Origin of the sequence: Alkaliphilus peptidifermentans DSM 18978 (assembly GCF_900101495.1) — a bacterium.
GTDB classification, from domain to species: Bacteria; Bacillota; Clostridia; order Peptostreptococcales; family Natronincolaceae; genus Alkaliphilus_C; species Alkaliphilus_C peptidifermentans.
In genome coordinates, this window is record NZ_FMUS01000010.1 from 49,741 (window position 1) to 66,300 (window position 16,560).

The following is a 16,560-nucleotide window of genomic DNA, read 5'->3' on the forward strand; positions in this document are numbered from 1 at the left end:
TAAAGACTAATTAACAGTTTATGGTAGTTTGGATTTAAAACACCATATATCATGAGCAAAAGTTTGTTATTAATAGTTTTTTAGATAGTATTGAAGAAAAAGAAGAAATAAAGTTTCAGAAGGAACATATAAAAAAATATGGCATAAGTACCTACTAAGCTTTATTCGATAGGAGGAAAATATGTGATTACAGCAGAAGAATTAATAAAAATCGATATAGATCCTGTTCCCAAATATCGTTTAATGAGAGATGTCCTCAAACTAAAATCAGATAACATAGAATTAGTAAATGCTAAAAGGGACGTCTTACAGACTAAATGGGTAAAAGAAATTATAAGCCTCCAATGGGACGATGGTTCATGGGGTCAATTTCATAGTATGAGTCGGTTTTCCAAGTCTGTTATAACAACAGAACAAGCACTAAGAAGATTACTTATCTTGGGTCTAGACAAGGATGATGAGCAAATTAAAAGAGCTTATAATTATATGGAGAAATATTTACTGAGAGAAGTGGATTTAAGAGATTATAAAGAAAAAAAACATGATTGGGATTTGTTAACTAGATTATTTGTTGCAACATGGATGATAATAATTGATCCATCGAATACTTTAGCTATGGAAATAGCGAAAGACTGGTCAAAAATAATAACTTATGCATTTTCTAAAGAAGAGTATAACCAGGAGTATTATAAAGAAGCTTATTATGAAATACATAAGTCGCCAAAAAAGAAATATATGTGGGGATTTCAAAATTTTTATGTTGTGGCTTTACTATCTAGGGTCTTATCCAGCGACATTGAATCTAAATTCTTAGATTATATAATTAATTCTGAAAAAGGCATCTACTATATTTATGATAATAACCTTAAAAGTTTAGCAGATAATTATTGTTCAAAACAAGCAAGCAGATATATTAGTGCATTTGAGCTATTAAGTAGTTATAGTCTAATTTCATCTAAATGTAAGCATCTAGTTGAGTGGATTAATAAAAATTTATCGGGAGATGGATTTTGGGATATGGAGCAATCAGTTAAAGATAATATGTATTTCCCACTATCTAATTCATGGAGAAAAACTATAAATAGAAAGATAGATTGCACTGTGAGGATGCAAATTTTGTTATCAAATATATATGACTAAAGTTATTTGAGTAAAGTATGTTAGAGAATTTAGAAATGAAGTTCCGCCATGACGGTGAAGCTTTAAGGTCTGGTGCAAGGACGTCGTAAACACAGGAACATTATGTGATAATGTTATATGGTGGTTCAAAAACAGTAACGTTATAGAGTAAAGGGTGAAGAGGAGAGGACGATATTATGAAGAAAAGTTCGAAGGAAATTTGGTATTTATGGGGAAGTTTTTGGAGTGTAGTTATAGGGCTAATTGTATCAAAGGTATATCTAACATGGGCCTTTCTGTTTTATACCGAAGGATATCAGTTTTGGGGATTTAATTCATGGACAAATGATAGACTATGGATGTGGGCAACAGAAAACCATCAATTTTTTATGGTGTTAACTCTGACTATTTTTATATCAATTGGTTGTCTTTTCGTAAAGTTTCTAATTGATAATGGAGTAATAAAACACAGTTAAAACCATATCATTTCAAAAACTATAGCGATCTGTAAATGTAGGTATTAATAAAATGTTGAAGTCCGATTTTATAATAAGCACTATTTAATGGAGGGATCATCATGAAATTTAAAATTGGAAACATGAAAGCAGTAAATATCATTAACGGAATTTTCATTACTGGATTAGTATATTTTTTAATTTTTATACTAAACAAGTACAGTTTTTCTTTGTATATTTCAAAGGCACAAGAAGGAACCTTACTACCAGACTCTATTGAATTACAGTTTCATCTTTTGATGCTTAAAATTCAAACTCACGGTGTACCTATTATTATCTTAGTTTTATTTAAGCTGGTATGCGAAGCATTCTATAAATTCTTAAGAGCATTTGAAATTATTATAGAAAAGTATAATAAAAACAAGGATTCATAGCTATAGTAAATATTAATAAATTGAGGTTGTGACATCAACTAACATGTCTAAGAGTAAAAACTAAATGCAGAAATTTTATATAATGGGAAGGTGTAAGGATGTTAAGATCAATGATGCAGGTGTATGTTAAGGGGAGTACTGAAGCGGTTCAATTGTATCAAAAAGCTTTTGATGCGAAATTGATAAGCGAATATAAAAATGATGATGGAAGTTATATGCATGCTGAATTAGATGTATTTGGACAAATATTGGCGTTGTCAGAATCAAGAGAAGAAAAGAAAATAACTGGCAATATAATGCAGTTTTGCTTACATTTCGGTAAAGGAAATGTGGACAAGATTCATAAAGCATATGAAGTTTTAAAAGAAGATGCCAAGGTTCAATATCCATTGGGGCCTGTAAGTTATAGTCCATTTATGTTTGGTCTTGTTGACAAATTCGGAGTGAGCTGGTGCTTATTTGAATAGGTGAAGCTCCATCAAAACTCTAAGATATAGAGAAATATATCTTTCAGATGCGAGAAAAGTTGAACCTAAAAAATTAAAAACAGTTTTAAGGTATATGGTTAAAAGAAAATTATAGGAAAATGTACATTGTTTCTATGCCAAATTATTTTCATATGTAAATTATTATATTAAAAGATGGGTTCGACCTTACAAATAAAAAAACTTAATAACATAAATTTGAGGTGAATGCTATGGACAAATATACAAGAGAAGAATTGGCCGAAACGCTACAAGTTGTATCTTCAACCATCAGTAAATGTGAAACAATGCAGATAAAATTTGATGAGGGTACCTCTCAGCACACACTCCTTAAAAATAGGATAAAAGCATTGTATATTTCAAAATCATTAATTACAGATAAAAATGTTATGAACAAACATGCAAAAGAAGAATTGATAGACGCATTGCGCCCCATATCTTCAGTTATAAGTAAATGTGAAAAAGCACAGCTAAAATTTGCAGAGGGTACCTCTCAGTACACCCGTTGTAAGAACATAATAAATGCAATGTATATATCAAAATCATTAATAACAGATGAAATTAGTAAAAGAGGTTAACTTTCAGGGACGCTAGGGGGAGGTTCATTGAAAATTATTCCGCAGCCATAGTGAAGTAGGGGTAAAAAGGAGGATAAAGACATGAAGGAAAAATTAACATTAGTTACACCTACTATAGTATTAGTATTGATTATTCTAATATTATTTTTAAGTAATAATCTGTACAACTTAAATACAACCGTTGAAGAAATGAAAAGTGATAAAGTTACGCAAAACCATCTAATAGAAAAAATTACTAATATTGAAAAAAGGATTAATAACATGGAACTTGAAATGCCCGATGAAAATTTAAATCAGTTTATAATTGCAACTACTTTTGACTTAAATAGAATAGAAGACCTATTAAATAAAGTTGATGGACTTGAAACAGTATATGGAATCATAACTGGGTTAGATAAATCGAGAGAAGTAATTTTGGATGTAGAGCTAGCAGATACCCAAGAAAATATCCAAATAAAATTAGCTGAGAATTGTACTGTTTATATGGTAGGTCAATTTGCTAGGGCACCAATAGATACTGAAAAATTTTTAACACTCATGGAAGAAGATTTAAAAAATGGATTTAAACAGGGTTTTACATTTAAAATAGTAAATGGGAGAGTTGTACAAATATATCAGGGTTGGGGAGGCTTAAGCTAGCCTATGGAACCTTGGAGGGAAGCTCCGCCAAGACGGCTTATTTTGAGGTCCGGCTCATATTATATTTGAGTGAAACATAGTTCGTCTACACACAATATATTCTGCAAACATCAGTATAAAGATGTGCATTGAAATATGATATTAATTTTAGGGAGATTTTATTATGAGGAAAAAACTGTTAGCCTTCATTATTCTGTTTGTGTTATCTGGTTGTAGCCAGAAAATAATCACGAATAATGAAGAGAGTATTTTAAATAATGAAATTTCTACATATAAAGAAGTCATAAAGGATGGGAAAGTAGAAATCGATGGAATTTCTTATGATATTATATCAGTCACGAAGACTACATATAAATACGATGATAATGGCAATGTTCTAGAAAGATTCACCACAAGTGATGGATCTGAAACGCGTATTGAATATCTATATGAGAATAATCTATTAATCGAAGATAGAATGTACTCAAATTACGAATTATCACTTACTAGCTATTACTATTATGAAGATGATCTGCTTATAAAAAAGAGGACGGTTTCTAAAGGTGGCTTAGAAGCAGTTACAGAGTACTCTTATGAAAATAAGACTGAGACACAAACAAGTTACAGTTCAAGCGGCAGCATATCCTATATCTCAACCGCATACCTGGATGACGATGATAAGATATTGAAGGTAATTACAGAAGAGGGAGAAATTATGACTTCAAGTACCTTCCATTATGATAATGATCTTTTGATCAAAGTCATCGTTGAGAGAAACGGAATAAAAATAAAGACCTTTAGCTACGAATACAATAATGTTGGCGATAAAACAATTGAATATAATATTTGGCATGGTGAAGTAAATACTCTGTTTGCTGCCTTCTTCGACTACGAATATGATGAGAATTTATTGCCTAAAACGGTTATTATGTACCGAATACAGTCGCCAATTGAAGAAGAAAATATACTCCAGATATTTCTGCAATAACACTAAAATGAAAATCAACAATAATGAGTCTAAAAGGAGAGGTGTAATTCAATGAGAAGAACAGTAATTATTTTACTATTGCTTGTATTTTTAGTAACAGCATGTTCAAAGAATGAAGTAGCGAAAGATTCTTTAAATCAGCTACCTGACAGCTATAGCCTTGATGATGCAAAGTCTGATAACTGTGTTGTTTTTGAAAATGGTGATATTACTAATGGCCAGTCTGTATGGAATGATTTTATTGTAGCGACAGAAAATGGTAAACCTTCTACAGTTAGACTAGCATTCTATTATACACTTGGCGATTCGTCACAATATTCAGAGGAGCTTTATGAAGAAATAAAAGATGATTATCCAGTTCTTTTTATTAAGGATTTGAGCTTTGACGGAAAAAAATATATCATCGAGGGCTTTGAAGAGGGACAATTGCTTTCTAAAGAATATAATTATCTGATGAAATATGAAGGACGTCCCAAAAGTGCAACCGCAATTTTTTCCAAGTACACCTATTATGTTTTAGTAGATGACAATACTGTTACTTGGGATGATATTGAACATGGAAGGCTAAGTTCTCAGTTTGGCGATTGGATTGACCATTACATGGTATACTCAGACTTAGTTTTTAAATGATACTCTTGGCTTTGAATGGAGGGATAAAATGGGATTTAATGAGAAGAAAAGCGTAGAGGTTCCGCATTAAAAATTTAAATATTATAAGTTGGGAGGAGTTAGAACATGTCGACGTTATTTCCTAAGCCAATTCTTGATTTACCCGAGGCTGATATTCCAATCGAGGGAGTTAAGGCGTACCTATCACAAGGACCAAATCATCAAATTATATTCATGAGTTTTGCTGAAGATGTTGATTTACCAGAGCATTCCCATGAAGGACAATGGGGATTAGTTCTTGAGGGGAAGATTGAGTTAATAATTGATGGTAAGAAAAATACATTTTCCAAGGGAGATAGATATTTTATTCCTGAAGGGATAAAACATTCAGGCAAAATATTTGCCGGATATGCAGATATGACATTTTTTAATCAAAAGGATAGATACAATGTAAAAAGATAATTGAGTTTATGATAAATAATATTAAGTTAAAATTTCAAACCGTTTTGGTAGGGATTGCTCCTGTCTTTTTTTACATAATAATGTCAGACATTTACCCCTTAAAAGAGTATATATTTATGTTGAGGTAATTATTTATAAGCATGAAATATTATAGAGGGAGACTTTTATGAAAAGAGAATTTTTAAAGAAAAGACCTCCGGATCAAAGATTGAAAAAGGTATTCAAGAGATTTGGTTACACTACATCCCATGGTAGGAGAGTAGCACTGGTAATGAAGCTTGATGAGGAACCAGGTAAGATTACCTATTGAGATTTAGTATTATTAAGAAGGAGGTTAAATTATGATGGGTTTGCTTAATCTTGGCAGCTTGGTACTTGGCCTAATTGCTTGGATACTTCCTGTTATTAACATTATGCGATATAAGCATGAAAATAGGAACTGGGTGACTCTTTCCATTCTGAGCATCAGTGCTTGTGCTATTTCACTATATTTTCAATTATTCTATAACTTTCATTTGATTAAGATTGCTGATTGGTCTGCACTTATGGACACAATGGGTGCTGTGACGTTGGTAGCATCAGTTCTTCTCATCGTTACCATTATACTAAATTCATTTACCTTGATTATATATCGTGACTGAATAGCAAAGCAATGTCAAATTACTTCACCGGGTATCAACCACCATAAAAGTAAGAGTATAAAATTTAATTTAATGATTTTTTGATGGTTAATAATATTAGTTAAGAAAGGAGATTACTCAGTTGAACAAGGATAATGAAAATTTAGTAAAATCCTATAGGCTATTAACTGTTTGGTTACTTTCATTGTTTATCCTTGCTGGTATATTTAGTGTACTATTAATAAGATTAGATTTAAATCTTAGTTCTAAGGTAACCACACTTTTCTGGCTTTGCTTTGTTAGTTTCTATTTTATAAGTTTGCTATTAATGATTTATAAAACAGAAAGAGTCTACTATATAAATTATATAACCCATAAAGAGGCCCAGCAGGCGACAAAGGAAGAGAGAAGAGCTTTTGCATATAAACATCTTATAGTCTTTTGTATCGCCACCTTCATTTTTGTAATCTATTCTATAGTTTCACTTATTTTTCAATATCCAGCAGCAGTGGATTTCGCTGTGTTTATTGTAATTATAATCGTTTCAGCTTTAAGAACCGTACCTTTTAAGCTGAAGGAATAATATAAAAGAATCAAATTATGGAGAATTTTTACTTCCAGAGTTTTTAGATGAATATGGAGATGGTGATCACGGCTTTGAAGAAACGGAAGTCCTTGTAAAGATTAATTAGTTTATCAAAACTAAACTGAAAAAGCTTAACAATTAATTAAGGAAACACATACCCTTAATGAGAACAAAGTATTGGCGGGGGGAGAAAAATATGTTTGTTTATAAAACGCTTGAAAATACTAATGTTGAAATACTACATCAAGCATTCATTAGTGCATTTTCTGATTATCAAGTTAAAATTGATATGCCTCTTTGGAAGTTTCAACAAATGCTCCGAAGAAGAGGCTATGTATCAAGCATTTCCCTAGGTGCATTTAAAAATGAGGAGTTAGTTGGGTTTGTTTTAAATGGATTTAGAAACTGGGATGGAAGTCCAACTTTCTATGATATAGGGACAGGTGTTATAGGTGAGTATAGGAAACAAGGAATAACAAGTGCCATGCTATTAAATATTAGAGGGTTGATTAAAGAAAAAAAAGTAGAGCAATACTTACTTGAAGTAATTCAAACTAATACATCTGCAGTTGAACTTTACACAAAACAAGGATTCGTGACTACAAGAAATCTGTCTTGCTTTTCGTTAGATAAGAATAAATATAAGCCAATGATAAAATACAAAGTTCAACATGTGGATAGAATCAATTCTACAACATGGGAACAATTATCAAAATTTTGGGATTATAAACCATCATGGCAAAATTCAATTGATTCAATCAACGCTGCAACAGATACATTTATACATTCTATTATACATTTTGACGATACCATTGTAGGTTATGGCATTATCGATAAAAAAACAGGAGATATTCCTCAAATAGCAGTAAATAAGAATTATAGACGTAAAGGAATTGCAAGGAGTATCGTTACAGATTTGCTAAATAATACTGAAGCATATAGAGTAGGTCTTCTTAACGTAGACCATGAGTCTAAATCTACAAAAGAATTTTTACTTAGCTTAGGATTTGAATATACATTAGGTCAATATGAAATGATTTTAAAACTTTTATAACACAGAATTTTTTCAGAAAAGGAGATAGAACAAAATGAAGAAATTTTTCAAGATTGCTGCAATTGTTTTTGTGGCAATTACATTTATATTTGTTATATCGAGGCATGGTTGGAGGATTTTTGGTTTTTCTGCCTGCAATTCTCCTAGCTCCCTTTATGCTGAAACTGTTTCTGTTGAGGATGGTTTGGTTCGCATGAAGGGAGTAATAGGAAGCAGTGCACCAGCTTATGTAGGACATACATATAAGATAGAGGATAATAACCTTTACATAGGGGTAAAGCATAATACATTTTTAGGATTTATCAATCGCTTGGGTAATTTTAATATAACGATATCAGTAGATTCCACAAATATAGAAAATGTTTATTTTAAAGACAAGGATAGAGAAAAACTGATATGGGATGCCCAACAGGGGCATGTTAGAGCTATTCCTCAAGTAACAGAAAGTACAAAAGGTGTAACTGAAGATGATGAAGATTGATATGATGAGTAGTTATAAAAGGAGGAATGGAATGTGGGGGAAGTAAAAATCGTTGAATATGAAGAGAAATACCATAGTGATTTTAAAAGGCTTTCATATGAATGGCTTGAAGAATATGTATCAGTAGAACCAGAGGATGAAATTATTCTAAATAATCCTAAAGAGGTCATATTAGATAATGGTGGTTTTATATTCTTTGCAAAGTTCAATGAAGAAATAGTAGGAACAGTATCGTTAATAAGAGTTGATGAATATACATTTGAATTAGCAAAACTAGCTGTTACTAAAAAGTATCAAGGGTTAAAAATCGGGAAAAAACTAATGGAAAAATGCTTATATGTTGCGAAGCAAAAAAATGCCCAAAAAGTAATCCTTTATACAAGTCATATATTAACTTCAGCCATAGAGCTGTATAAGAGATTTGATTTTAAAGAAGTTCCTCTTATAAATAACAAATACATAGAATCAGATTTAAAAATGGAACTAAAACTATAGCTTCTAGTTATTTTTTCATTGATGACAAGCTATGGTTTAGGTGGTTCTATCATTTCTTTTGAGAGGAGAGATAACGTGGATGTAGGTTGGTCTGCATTTGGTGTTGGAATAATAGCTATACTGTGGGGATTAATATCATACTTTGGAGATGAATCATTTGATGAAGGAATAGTAGACACTTATTCAAAAAAATTCATTATATTAGATCAGGCACGTCTTATTAAACATAGGCATTTAGGAATAATTATTCAAGGGACACTTTTTGTTTTTATCGGAATACTTCAGACCTTTCATCGAAGCAACACAGTAAGTATTGCACTTGTAATTATAAGTACAATTTTCATGACAGGAGGACACTTGTATCAGAGAAGAAAATTCTTAATTAGAAAGAATTGACACTTAATTAGTATTATATCTATATAGAGTAGAAGATAATGTTATTAGTCACATAGATATTATTAGATCAAGAGGTGAAAAAATGGCTGTATGGAATCCATGGCCAAAAGTAGAGTATAAAAAATTTAAAAAAGTAAATGAAAACAATTAAAAATAGTATTCAACAGGTATTTAGAAAGGAGCATAATGATGAAGTACCCAGAACCAACTGTAGGGGCTATAATTTTTAATCCTGATAATAAAATACTTCTATGTAAATCTCATAAATGGAATGACAAATATATAATTCCAGGTGGTCATATTGAAATGGGAGAAAGTATGGAGGACGCATTAAGAAGAGAAATACTAGAAGAAACTGGTTTGGAAATATATGATATTAACTTGATTAGTATAAAAGAAAGTGTTTATAATAAAGCTTTTCATGAAAAAAAGCATTTTATCTTCATTGATTATATATGTAAAACAGATTCATATAATGTTACTTTAAACGAAGAAGCACAAGAATATAAGTGGGTTGATTTAAGCGAAGTAGATAATTACGAATTAGGTGGATTTGTTAAAACATTATTATTAGAATTAAGAAACAAAGAAGCCTCTAAATATAAAGCTGAAATTATTTATAATTATTAATATACATACTATTAATTGAATTTTGGTGAGATGTTTTTTAACTATCAGATATATAAACAAGCTCAAGGGTGCTGGTGGACACTTTTTATACGTAGAAACTCTATAATAGGAGAGGATTTAAATGAGTTTAAAGAATTACATTTTTATTTTGACGATGTTAATAATCATTACACTTATATTAAGTGGATGCTCTAATAAATTGGATGACTATAGCAATATGGACATGTTTTATCTAGAAACAATAGACTGGGAAACAAGTATGGAGGATATTATAAAACTAAACTCAAAATCAAATAACATACAGACCCTTTTAAATGTAAGGGGATTGGAAAGAGAAAATGATCATATGGTCTTCCAGAACATTATATATGGAGAAATACAAGGATATATTTCATATGGTTTTTTTAATAATAAGAAGCTTTATTCAATTGAATATGCACTGTTGGAGAATAAAGGTGAAGAGAAATATAATCCACTGAACTTGTCGATGAAGGAAATTTACGAATTAGACGAAAAAAAAGAAAAATATAAAAATATGGATTTTGAACTAGATTATATAAAGCTAGCTAATTACATTAATAATAACAAGGATAATGAAACCAATAATGATGAAATTATTATGTGGTATAAAAATCTAGTAAATAAATATGGAGAACCTTCTAAAATCAGTATGCCGGAGGAAGATAATCTAAGAATAGAAGTGTTTTGGAGTACCCAAGACACAAACATATCATTAATAGCAAGGCAAAATGGATTAGCAGGAGAACGAAGGGATCTAATTGTAAGATATTACAAAAGTATAGATGAGTAATATTTCATCACTTTGTTATCGATAGAATTTTAATTTGAGCAGTAGCTTTATAGTAAAACTTCGTATAACAAGTATTCAAGAGGGCGCTTAACTAATATTAGAAATATCGCAATATAAAAAAAAGGAGGTTTGACAATGAGTTATATAGATTTACATATACATTCATCATATAGTAATGATGGAGAGTTTGATCCTAAAACAATTGTTGATAAATGTTTAGATAGAAAGATAAAGTATTTTTCTATTGCTGATCATAATAGCGTAAAAGCCATAGATGAAGCTAAATCATATATTAAAGATAAAGATATTGAAATAATTCCAGCTGTAGAAATGGACTGCACTATTGATAACGTTAATCTCCATGTGCTAGGCTATGGAATAGACTATCACAGCACAATATTTAATGAAATAGAGGAAAAAATTATATTACAAGAACAAGCTGCTACTCAAAAACGTTTAAAATTGATTCGTAAGTTAGGAATTGATTTTTCAGATGAAACTATAGCAGGCTTATCTAAGAATGGAATAGTTACTGGTGAGATGATTGCTGAAGCAGCTATGGAATTTGATAAGGAACATGCAAACCCGCTGCTTAAGCCCTACTATGAAGATGGTTCTAGAAGTGATAACCCTTACGTTAATTTTTATTGGGATTATTGTTCACAGGGTAAGCCCGCCTATACTGAAGTTAAATTTATTAGCTTGCAAGAAGCAATTAAAATTATAGAAGAAAATGGGGGCATACCAGTTTTAGCCCATCCAGGAAACAACCTTAAGGAAAATAGTAGTTTATTAGAAAATATTATTGCACGTGGTATTAAAGGTATTGAAGTTTACAGTAGCTACCATAGCGAAAATCAAGTGTTATTTTATAAAGAGTTCGCTCTAAAGCATAAGTTAATTTTAACCTGTGGCAGCGACTTTCATGGAAAAACAAAACCAAGTATATCAATAGGATACTCCAACTGCGAGAATAATGAAGAAAGTATTATAGCTGCATTAAAAGGGGTATTAAATAGATGATCTTTTAAACCTTCACTTTAATTAAAAGCAGGTTTAATTGGCGAAATCGAAAAGGAAAAGTGACGCGAGTGATAGTATTAATAATAAATAAACAATAGATTTGGAAGGAGAGATTTTATGAAAGAATTTAGAAACCCTAGCAATATTCATAGTCCAGTTGCTGCGTATACTCATCAAATAGAGGTGACTGGAAATACTCGCTGGTTAGTTTTATCTGGACAGCTTGGAAAAGATGAAAAGGGGTTCGTATCAGACGATCCAATAAATCAAATTGAGATTGCTCTAGATAATATTAAAAAAAACCTACAAGCTGCTAATATGGAAGTTAAGGATTTAGTAAAAGTAGTATTTTATCTTGTTGGAGACATGGATAATTTAAAAAGAAGGGAAATTATTTCAAAATTTTTTGATGGCCACATGCCATGTATGACAATGCTCTATGTAACCGCATTAGCAGATCCTTCATTTAAAGTTGAAATTGATGCATGGGGATCCTCTGACATCTAGTCTCTCTTATTATTAAATGAATGATAGCAAAGGAGAACCCAAAATGAAATGTGATGTATGCAAAAGCAACATATCAGTAAATTATGGTGATGCATATACATTTTTATGCAAAAAATGTGTAGACACCGAAGAAGGGCATGATAAATCTAAGAAAGATAGAAAGAATGATAATAGGATTGAAGGCGAACATGGTGAATATAAAAAAGGTATGATAGTAAATATCAGTCAAGCTGTTAAAGCTGTAGGTATAATAAGTACTATAGTTGGTATTTTATTTTTTTATTGGTTTATCAGACAATATTTGGTTAGTTACTGGGAATTTAATATATTGAATCTTTTAATTGGAATAGCTACTACAACCATAGGAGTAGTTGTATATGCATTTGGTTATATAATCCCATATATAATTTCTATAGATAAAAATTTGAAGGAATTGAAGGATGATTTAAAAGTTTTTAAATGACTCAATGGAGTGATATAGAAATGTTAAAAAATAATAATAAAGTACTTTTACATATATTGCTTGTACCCTCTTATTTAATACTGGTGGGTTTGGCAATGTTTTTCCTGTTTATTATACCAACACCTAGTTTAAATGAAATTATATGGAAGTCAGTTGCTGTTAGCCTGCTATTGAATATTGCAGGAGCATGGTTTCTTAGCTTGAGTAGAAATTTGTGGGCGAACGTAGCAGGAGTATTTTGTTTTATAGCTTTTTCTTATCCTCTTATTTTTTCTTATCGTTCATACCCAAGAAGTTTATTCTGGCAGATAGAAATTAAAATAGGAATTACTATTACTATAATAAGTGTTTTAGCTTTTGTTTATAATTTAATAAAGTGGAGGAAATCCTCTAAAGAATTAAATCAATAATTCAACAAAGTAGAAAATTGCCGACATAATGAAAGCACAAATAATGTATTTTGAATGGAGGTAATAAACTTGAAGAAGAAAATACTGTTTACAAGAGTAGGTTATACCTATGTACCAACTACAAAAATAGATGAATCTATCTATTGGTACACTAAGAACTTGGGATTAAAATTAATAGATAAGTTTGAAGATAGAGGTTCATTAATTGCGGTATTACATTATCCCCATAAAAATGCTATAGCAGTTGTTTTAATTGAGACAAAAGACTACGGACCTCTTTATATTATGCGAAATGGAGTAAAGTTTCCTGTTATGGCTATGAGCTGCTTAGATATAGAATATACTTATAAAATATTAAAAGAAAACGGAGTAGAGGTTGATGATATAAATATTTTAGGCGATGGAGAAGCAAAGTACTTCTATTTTAAAGATAATGAAGGTAATCTTTTGGAAGCAGCTTGGTCAATATGGGATTTAGAAGATGAAGTAAAAGAAAATTTTTATGAATATTAGGTGTTGTATAATTGAAACCTTAAAACAAAAGCGAATCAAAAGTTGATTTTCGATTGTAGTACAAAAGATTATTACTTTTTATAAATGTGAGGTCAATGGATATGAAATATACATTAAAAAATATGGATAAGCATATGTTGTCCGAAAACCACCAGCAATTAGTAGCCATTGCAAATGAAGGTGGAAATTTAACAGCTGACTGCGAAAATTGTTTCGGCCTGTGCTGTGTGGCATTGTGCTTTCCAGCTTCAGAAGGCTTCCCAATTGATAAAAATGCAGGGCAGCCCTGTCCAAATCTACAGGCAGACTTTCGCTGTTGTATATACAAAAGCCTAAATGAACAAGGGCTTAAAGGTTGCACTGCTTTTGACTGTTTTGGAGCAGGTCAGAAGGTTTGTCAGTACAGCTATAATGGACATGATTGGCGTAAATTTCCACAAACTTCTCAAGAGATGTTTGAAGTATTCCAAATCATGCGTCAACTCCATGAGTTACTTTGGTATCTGACAGATGCACTATCTCGACAATCAATACAATCCAAACAAGATATCCATGAGTCCCTCAAGGCCATGCTGGTCAAGACTGGAGAAATCACACATCTTACCCCAAAATCTCTAATGGAATTCGACGTGACAGCACACCGAGTAGATGTTAATAAGCTACTCCTAAAAACCAGTGAATATGTACGAGCCAAAGCTCGTCGCCAACAGAAGAGTTCCACCAAGAGGCAAAAGACTTTTGGTGGAAAATTAGACCTTGTCGGAGCAGACCTTAGAAAAACAGATATGAGGGGGGAAAATTTGCGTGGAGCCTACCTTATTGCGGCAGATCTTAGAGGTGTTGATTTAAGCGGAGCTGATGTAATTGGAGCTGATTTACGAGATGCTGACCTGAGAGGAGCAGATTTAAGAAATAGTTTATTTCTCACCCAAGCTCAAATTAACATGGCTATAGGAGACATTAATACAATGCTACCCTTGTCGCTGACTCCTCCAACAAGCTGGCTAATTAAAAAATAAAATGAAAAAGTATATATAAAAGAGTGACGAATTCATGTTTTTTATTAAAGCAAGGAAAACCAATTATTGACAACAAAACATATGTTCTGTATGATTATTATAATATACAAATTAGAGAAATAAAAATAATGACGTTTTTAACCCTTTTCATTTGTAAAGATCTGCAAAGAAGCAGAGCGATTCATTGTGTCTAGAGAAAATAGCCAATTAGATAATAAGGAGGGGCTTTATTTGAAAAAAATAATATATTTAGTAATTTCTTTTCTAACATTAACTTTATTCTTCACATCCTGCTCCTCATCCAACGATAGTAATTTATTATCTTTAAATGAATTTATTGAAAGTGAAGATAATATTCCAGATATAACAATACTGTCACCAGTTACATTATCTAATAATGACATGTTTCCCATTAATGGACAACATCAATACTTAAGATTAAAAATGGTTAAGGGAATATACTATGAAGATTGGAGTCCTGGAGCACATGTAGGGCCACAGTGGGAGGGTTATTACACTATTGAATTAACAGATGAATATGGAAATTCTATTGCTGAAACAGACCTTAGCAGAATATATAAGGAGTCTTTACTTTTTAATGCTCCATTTGAAATTCAATTCGATGATTATAATAATGATGGAAATATGGACTTCACCATAGGCCAGTACACAACAAGCAATGGCAGAGATTATAAGCTATTTACATTAAGAGCGGATGGAAAAGTAGAGGAACTGATTATTAAAGATTATTCCTCATTGTTCATTAGTACCACAACAGGATATTACTCTACAAAGCTTACAATTATAGAGAATGGCTCTTTTAAAATAGAGTATTATGATAATTCACAAGAGAAATATTTTGAAGATGTTTTTAAGTGGGATGGAAATAAATTTATTAAAGCTGATAGGAACAATTAATGGAGGATTTGATAGACAGGCACTATCGATAATGATTAGGTTGAGAGGATTGATAATTTGGAGGCCGTAATTGTAGAAAGAAGCACTTCTCCATCTGCTGTAATAGTAAGTATACCACATGGTTCATCGGATATTACCTTAGAAATGCAGAGTAATATGAAGGAAAATGTCTTGCTTACAAACAACGATTGGTTTTTAAATAGTCTCTATGATTTTCTTTATAAATTAGATATTATAAAAGTGTCGGCTAATTATAGCCGATACGTAATAGATGTAAATAGAAGTATAAATAAAAAACAAACATTGGGTGATTATACAGAATCCTTAATTTATCATAAAACAACATTTGGTCAAGAGATATATGAAAATCCACTATCAAGTGAGATAATTAATAATAGAATAAAGACAATTTACCAGCCTTTTCATAGCTGCTTATTAGATGGAATAAATAATTCCTTAAGGGTAAAAAGCAAGGTCTATTTATTCGATTTACATAGCTTTTATGTACAGTCTACAGCAGATATTGTGCTAGGAACATGCAATGGAAAAGCTTGTTCAAGTGAATTAATTAATATTGTTTATAATTCTTTTGTTTCAGAAAATTTCTCAGTAAAAATAGATGAAAAAGGTCTGCGTGGAGGGTTTATTGTATCCAATTATAGTTCTATAAATAATGTTGAAGCTATTCAAATTGAGATCCGATATACAGCATACATAGAGGATAGGTATTTTGGCGAAGAAGAGGTCATACATAAAAATAATGAATTATTTTATAAAACACAAGAACGATTAATTAGAGTTTTTAAAAATATTAAGGAAATGCTTGATGACTAGATACGTAAATAACTATGACATTATGTCAGGGTAATCTACTACTGGAGGTAAG

General features: G+C 31.1%; 26 protein-coding genes. All 26 read left to right on the plus strand.

All coding sequences use genetic code 11. The features are described from left to right. The first annotated feature begins 183 nt into the window (after positions 1–183). The 26 genes from BLP68_RS08695 to BLP68_RS08815 all read left to right on the plus strand — a co-directional run bounded on the left by BLP68_RS08695 (position 184) and on the right by BLP68_RS08815 (position 16,508). Entirely contained in the window at positions 184–1,140 is a 957-nt protein-coding gene (locus tag BLP68_RS08695) for a hypothetical protein (RefSeq protein ID WP_091542524.1), read from the plus strand. A 176-nt stretch (positions 1,141–1,316) separates the two neighbouring features. Then, the gene (locus tag BLP68_RS08700; RefSeq protein ID WP_091542525.1) at positions 1,317–1,595 is read left to right on the plus strand and encodes a hypothetical protein; all 279 of its coding nucleotides are present in this window, start codon (positions 1,317–1,319) and stop codon (positions 1,593–1,595) included. A 101-nt stretch (positions 1,596–1,696) separates the two neighbouring features. Then, a complete protein-coding gene (locus BLP68_RS08705; RefSeq protein ID WP_091542528.1) occupies positions 1,697–2,008 on the plus strand; it encodes a hypothetical protein in 312 nt (103 codons plus the stop codon). A 98-nt stretch (positions 2,009–2,106) separates the two neighbouring features. Then, a complete protein-coding gene (locus BLP68_RS08710; RefSeq protein WP_091542530.1) occupies positions 2,107–2,475 on the plus strand; it encodes a VOC family protein in 369 nt (122 codons plus the stop codon). A 230-nt stretch (positions 2,476–2,705) separates the two neighbouring features. After that, the gene (locus tag BLP68_RS08715; protein ID WP_091542534.1) at positions 2,706–3,071 is read left to right on the plus strand and encodes a hypothetical protein; all 366 of its coding nucleotides are present in this window, start codon (positions 2,706–2,708) and stop codon (positions 3,069–3,071) included. A gap of 81 nt (positions 3,072–3,152) precedes the next feature. Further along, entirely contained in the window at positions 3,153–3,710 is a 558-nt protein-coding gene (locus tag BLP68_RS08720; protein ID WP_091542537.1) for a hypothetical protein, read from the plus strand. 163 nt (positions 3,711–3,873) lie between these two features. Continuing rightward, positions 3,874–4,677 (plus strand): putative periplasmic lipoprotein, encoded by an 804-nt coding sequence (locus BLP68_RS08725; RefSeq protein WP_091542539.1) that lies wholly within the window; start codon positions 3,874–3,876, stop codon positions 4,675–4,677. Between the two features lie 51 nt (positions 4,678–4,728). Further along, the gene (locus BLP68_RS08730; RefSeq protein ID WP_091542542.1) at positions 4,729–5,307 is read left to right on the plus strand and encodes a hypothetical protein; all 579 of its coding nucleotides are present in this window, start codon (positions 4,729–4,731) and stop codon (positions 5,305–5,307) included. A gap of 105 nt (positions 5,308–5,412) precedes the next feature. Beyond that, positions 5,413–5,748: a cupin domain-containing protein gene (locus BLP68_RS08735; RefSeq protein ID WP_091542543.1), complete on the plus strand. Its 336-nt coding sequence runs from the start codon at positions 5,413–5,415 to the stop codon at positions 5,746–5,748. A gap of 166 nt (positions 5,749–5,914) precedes the next feature. Beyond that, positions 5,915–6,058: a hypothetical protein gene (locus BLP68_RS21725; RefSeq protein ID WP_176758941.1), complete on the plus strand. Its 144-nt coding sequence runs from the start codon at positions 5,915–5,917 to the stop codon at positions 6,056–6,058. Between the two features lie 31 nt (positions 6,059–6,089). Continuing rightward, positions 6,090–6,389, plus strand: coding sequence for a hypothetical protein (locus BLP68_RS08740; protein WP_091542546.1), 300 nt, complete (start codon positions 6,090–6,092; stop codon positions 6,387–6,389). Between the two features lie 121 nt (positions 6,390–6,510). After that, on the plus strand, positions 6,511–6,951 hold the full coding sequence (locus BLP68_RS08745) for a hypothetical protein (RefSeq protein ID WP_091542548.1): 441 nt from the start codon (positions 6,511–6,513) through the stop codon (positions 6,949–6,951). 199 nt (positions 6,952–7,150) lie between these two features. Continuing rightward, on the plus strand, positions 7,151–8,008 hold the full coding sequence (locus tag BLP68_RS08750) for a GNAT family N-acetyltransferase (protein WP_091542550.1): 858 nt from the start codon (positions 7,151–7,153) through the stop codon (positions 8,006–8,008). Between the two features lie 34 nt (positions 8,009–8,042). Next, positions 8,043–8,489: a hypothetical protein gene (locus tag BLP68_RS08755; protein WP_091542553.1), complete on the plus strand. Its 447-nt coding sequence runs from the start codon at positions 8,043–8,045 to the stop codon at positions 8,487–8,489. A gap of 33 nt (positions 8,490–8,522) precedes the next feature. Further along, positions 8,523–8,984 (plus strand): GNAT family N-acetyltransferase, encoded by a 462-nt coding sequence (locus BLP68_RS08760; RefSeq protein ID WP_091542557.1) that lies wholly within the window; start codon positions 8,523–8,525, stop codon positions 8,982–8,984. A 75-nt stretch (positions 8,985–9,059) separates the two neighbouring features. Next, positions 9,060–9,380, plus strand: coding sequence for a hypothetical protein (locus BLP68_RS08765; protein ID WP_091542560.1), 321 nt, complete (start codon positions 9,060–9,062; stop codon positions 9,378–9,380). A gap of 189 nt (positions 9,381–9,569) precedes the next feature. After that, entirely contained in the window at positions 9,570–10,010 is a 441-nt protein-coding gene (locus tag BLP68_RS08770) for an NUDIX domain-containing protein (protein WP_091542561.1), read from the plus strand. 121 nt (positions 10,011–10,131) lie between these two features. Beyond that, positions 10,132–10,821 (plus strand): hypothetical protein, encoded by a 690-nt coding sequence (locus BLP68_RS08775; RefSeq protein WP_091542564.1) that lies wholly within the window; start codon positions 10,132–10,134, stop codon positions 10,819–10,821. A gap of 135 nt (positions 10,822–10,956) precedes the next feature. After that, a complete protein-coding gene (locus tag BLP68_RS08780; RefSeq protein WP_091542566.1) occupies positions 10,957–11,844 on the plus strand; it encodes a PHP domain-containing protein in 888 nt (295 codons plus the stop codon). 117 nt (positions 11,845–11,961) lie between these two features. Then, positions 11,962–12,351 carry a RidA family protein gene (locus BLP68_RS08785; RefSeq protein WP_091542569.1) on the plus strand — a complete coding sequence of 130 codons (390 nt, stop codon included), beginning with the start codon at positions 11,962–11,964 and terminating at the stop codon, positions 12,349–12,351. 43 nt (positions 12,352–12,394) lie between these two features. Further along, positions 12,395–12,814 (plus strand): hypothetical protein, encoded by a 420-nt coding sequence (locus BLP68_RS08790; RefSeq protein WP_091542572.1) that lies wholly within the window; start codon positions 12,395–12,397, stop codon positions 12,812–12,814. A gap of 20 nt (positions 12,815–12,834) precedes the next feature. Next, positions 12,835–13,224 carry a hypothetical protein gene (locus tag BLP68_RS08795; protein WP_143003078.1) on the plus strand — a complete coding sequence of 130 codons (390 nt, stop codon included), beginning with the start codon at positions 12,835–12,837 and terminating at the stop codon, positions 13,222–13,224. A gap of 69 nt (positions 13,225–13,293) precedes the next feature. After that, positions 13,294–13,737, plus strand: coding sequence for a VOC family protein (locus BLP68_RS08800; protein ID WP_091542578.1), 444 nt, complete (start codon positions 13,294–13,296; stop codon positions 13,735–13,737). Between the two features lie 101 nt (positions 13,738–13,838). Then, positions 13,839–14,756 carry a pentapeptide repeat-containing protein gene (locus BLP68_RS08805; protein WP_091542581.1) on the plus strand — a complete coding sequence of 306 codons (918 nt, stop codon included), beginning with the start codon at positions 13,839–13,841 and terminating at the stop codon, positions 14,754–14,756. Between the two features lie 231 nt (positions 14,757–14,987). Continuing rightward, positions 14,988–15,674 (plus strand): hypothetical protein, encoded by a 687-nt coding sequence (locus BLP68_RS08810; RefSeq protein ID WP_091542583.1) that lies wholly within the window; start codon positions 14,988–14,990, stop codon positions 15,672–15,674. Between the two features lie 57 nt (positions 15,675–15,731). Then, positions 15,732–16,508 carry an N-formylglutamate amidohydrolase gene (locus tag BLP68_RS08815; RefSeq protein ID WP_176758942.1) on the plus strand — a complete coding sequence of 259 codons (777 nt, stop codon included), beginning with the start codon at positions 15,732–15,734 and terminating at the stop codon, positions 16,506–16,508. Positions 16,509–16,560 lie beyond the last annotated feature (52 nt).

What these genes read in the sequence shown, in the direction of transcription:
- BLP68_RS08700 (WP_091542525.1), top strand. Translation starts at nt 1,317, where the DNA reads ATGAAGAAAAGTTCGAAGGAAATTTGGTATTTATGGGGAAGTTTTTGG.
- BLP68_RS08705 (WP_091542528.1), top strand. Translation starts at nt 1,697, where the DNA reads ATGAAATTTAAAATTGGAAACATGAAAGCAGTAAATATCATTAACGGA.
- BLP68_RS08710 (WP_091542530.1), top strand. Translation starts at nt 2,107, where the DNA reads ATGTTAAGATCAATGATGCAGGTGTATGTTAAGGGGAGTACTGAAGCG.
- BLP68_RS08715 (WP_091542534.1), top strand. Translation starts at nt 2,706, where the DNA reads ATGGACAAATATACAAGAGAAGAATTGGCCGAAACGCTACAAGTTGTA.
- BLP68_RS08720 (WP_091542537.1), top strand. Translation starts at nt 3,153, where the DNA reads ATGAAGGAAAAATTAACATTAGTTACACCTACTATAGTATTAGTATTG.
- BLP68_RS08725 (WP_091542539.1), top strand. Translation starts at nt 3,874, where the DNA reads ATGAGGAAAAAACTGTTAGCCTTCATTATTCTGTTTGTGTTATCTGGT.
- BLP68_RS08730 (WP_091542542.1), top strand. Translation starts at nt 4,729, where the DNA reads ATGAGAAGAACAGTAATTATTTTACTATTGCTTGTATTTTTAGTAACA.
- BLP68_RS08735 (WP_091542543.1), top strand. Translation starts at nt 5,413, where the DNA reads ATGTCGACGTTATTTCCTAAGCCAATTCTTGATTTACCCGAGGCTGAT.
- BLP68_RS21725 (WP_176758941.1), top strand. Translation starts at nt 5,915, where the DNA reads ATGAAAAGAGAATTTTTAAAGAAAAGACCTCCGGATCAAAGATTGAAA.
- BLP68_RS08740 (WP_091542546.1), top strand. Translation starts at nt 6,090, where the DNA reads ATGATGGGTTTGCTTAATCTTGGCAGCTTGGTACTTGGCCTAATTGCT.
- BLP68_RS08750 (WP_091542550.1), top strand. Translation starts at nt 7,151, where the DNA reads ATGTTTGTTTATAAAACGCTTGAAAATACTAATGTTGAAATACTACAT.
- BLP68_RS08755 (WP_091542553.1), top strand. Translation starts at nt 8,043, where the DNA reads ATGAAGAAATTTTTCAAGATTGCTGCAATTGTTTTTGTGGCAATTACA.
- BLP68_RS08770 (WP_091542561.1), top strand. Translation starts at nt 9,570, where the DNA reads ATGAAGTACCCAGAACCAACTGTAGGGGCTATAATTTTTAATCCTGAT.
- BLP68_RS08775 (WP_091542564.1), top strand. Translation starts at nt 10,132, where the DNA reads ATGAGTTTAAAGAATTACATTTTTATTTTGACGATGTTAATAATCATT.
- BLP68_RS08780 (WP_091542566.1), top strand. Translation starts at nt 10,957, where the DNA reads ATGAGTTATATAGATTTACATATACATTCATCATATAGTAATGATGGA.
- BLP68_RS08785 (WP_091542569.1), top strand. Translation starts at nt 11,962, where the DNA reads ATGAAAGAATTTAGAAACCCTAGCAATATTCATAGTCCAGTTGCTGCG.
- BLP68_RS08790 (WP_091542572.1), top strand. Translation starts at nt 12,395, where the DNA reads ATGAAATGTGATGTATGCAAAAGCAACATATCAGTAAATTATGGTGAT.
- BLP68_RS08795 (WP_143003078.1), top strand. Translation starts at nt 12,835, where the DNA reads ATGTTAAAAAATAATAATAAAGTACTTTTACATATATTGCTTGTACCC.
- BLP68_RS08805 (WP_091542581.1), top strand. Translation starts at nt 13,839, where the DNA reads ATGAAATATACATTAAAAAATATGGATAAGCATATGTTGTCCGAAAAC.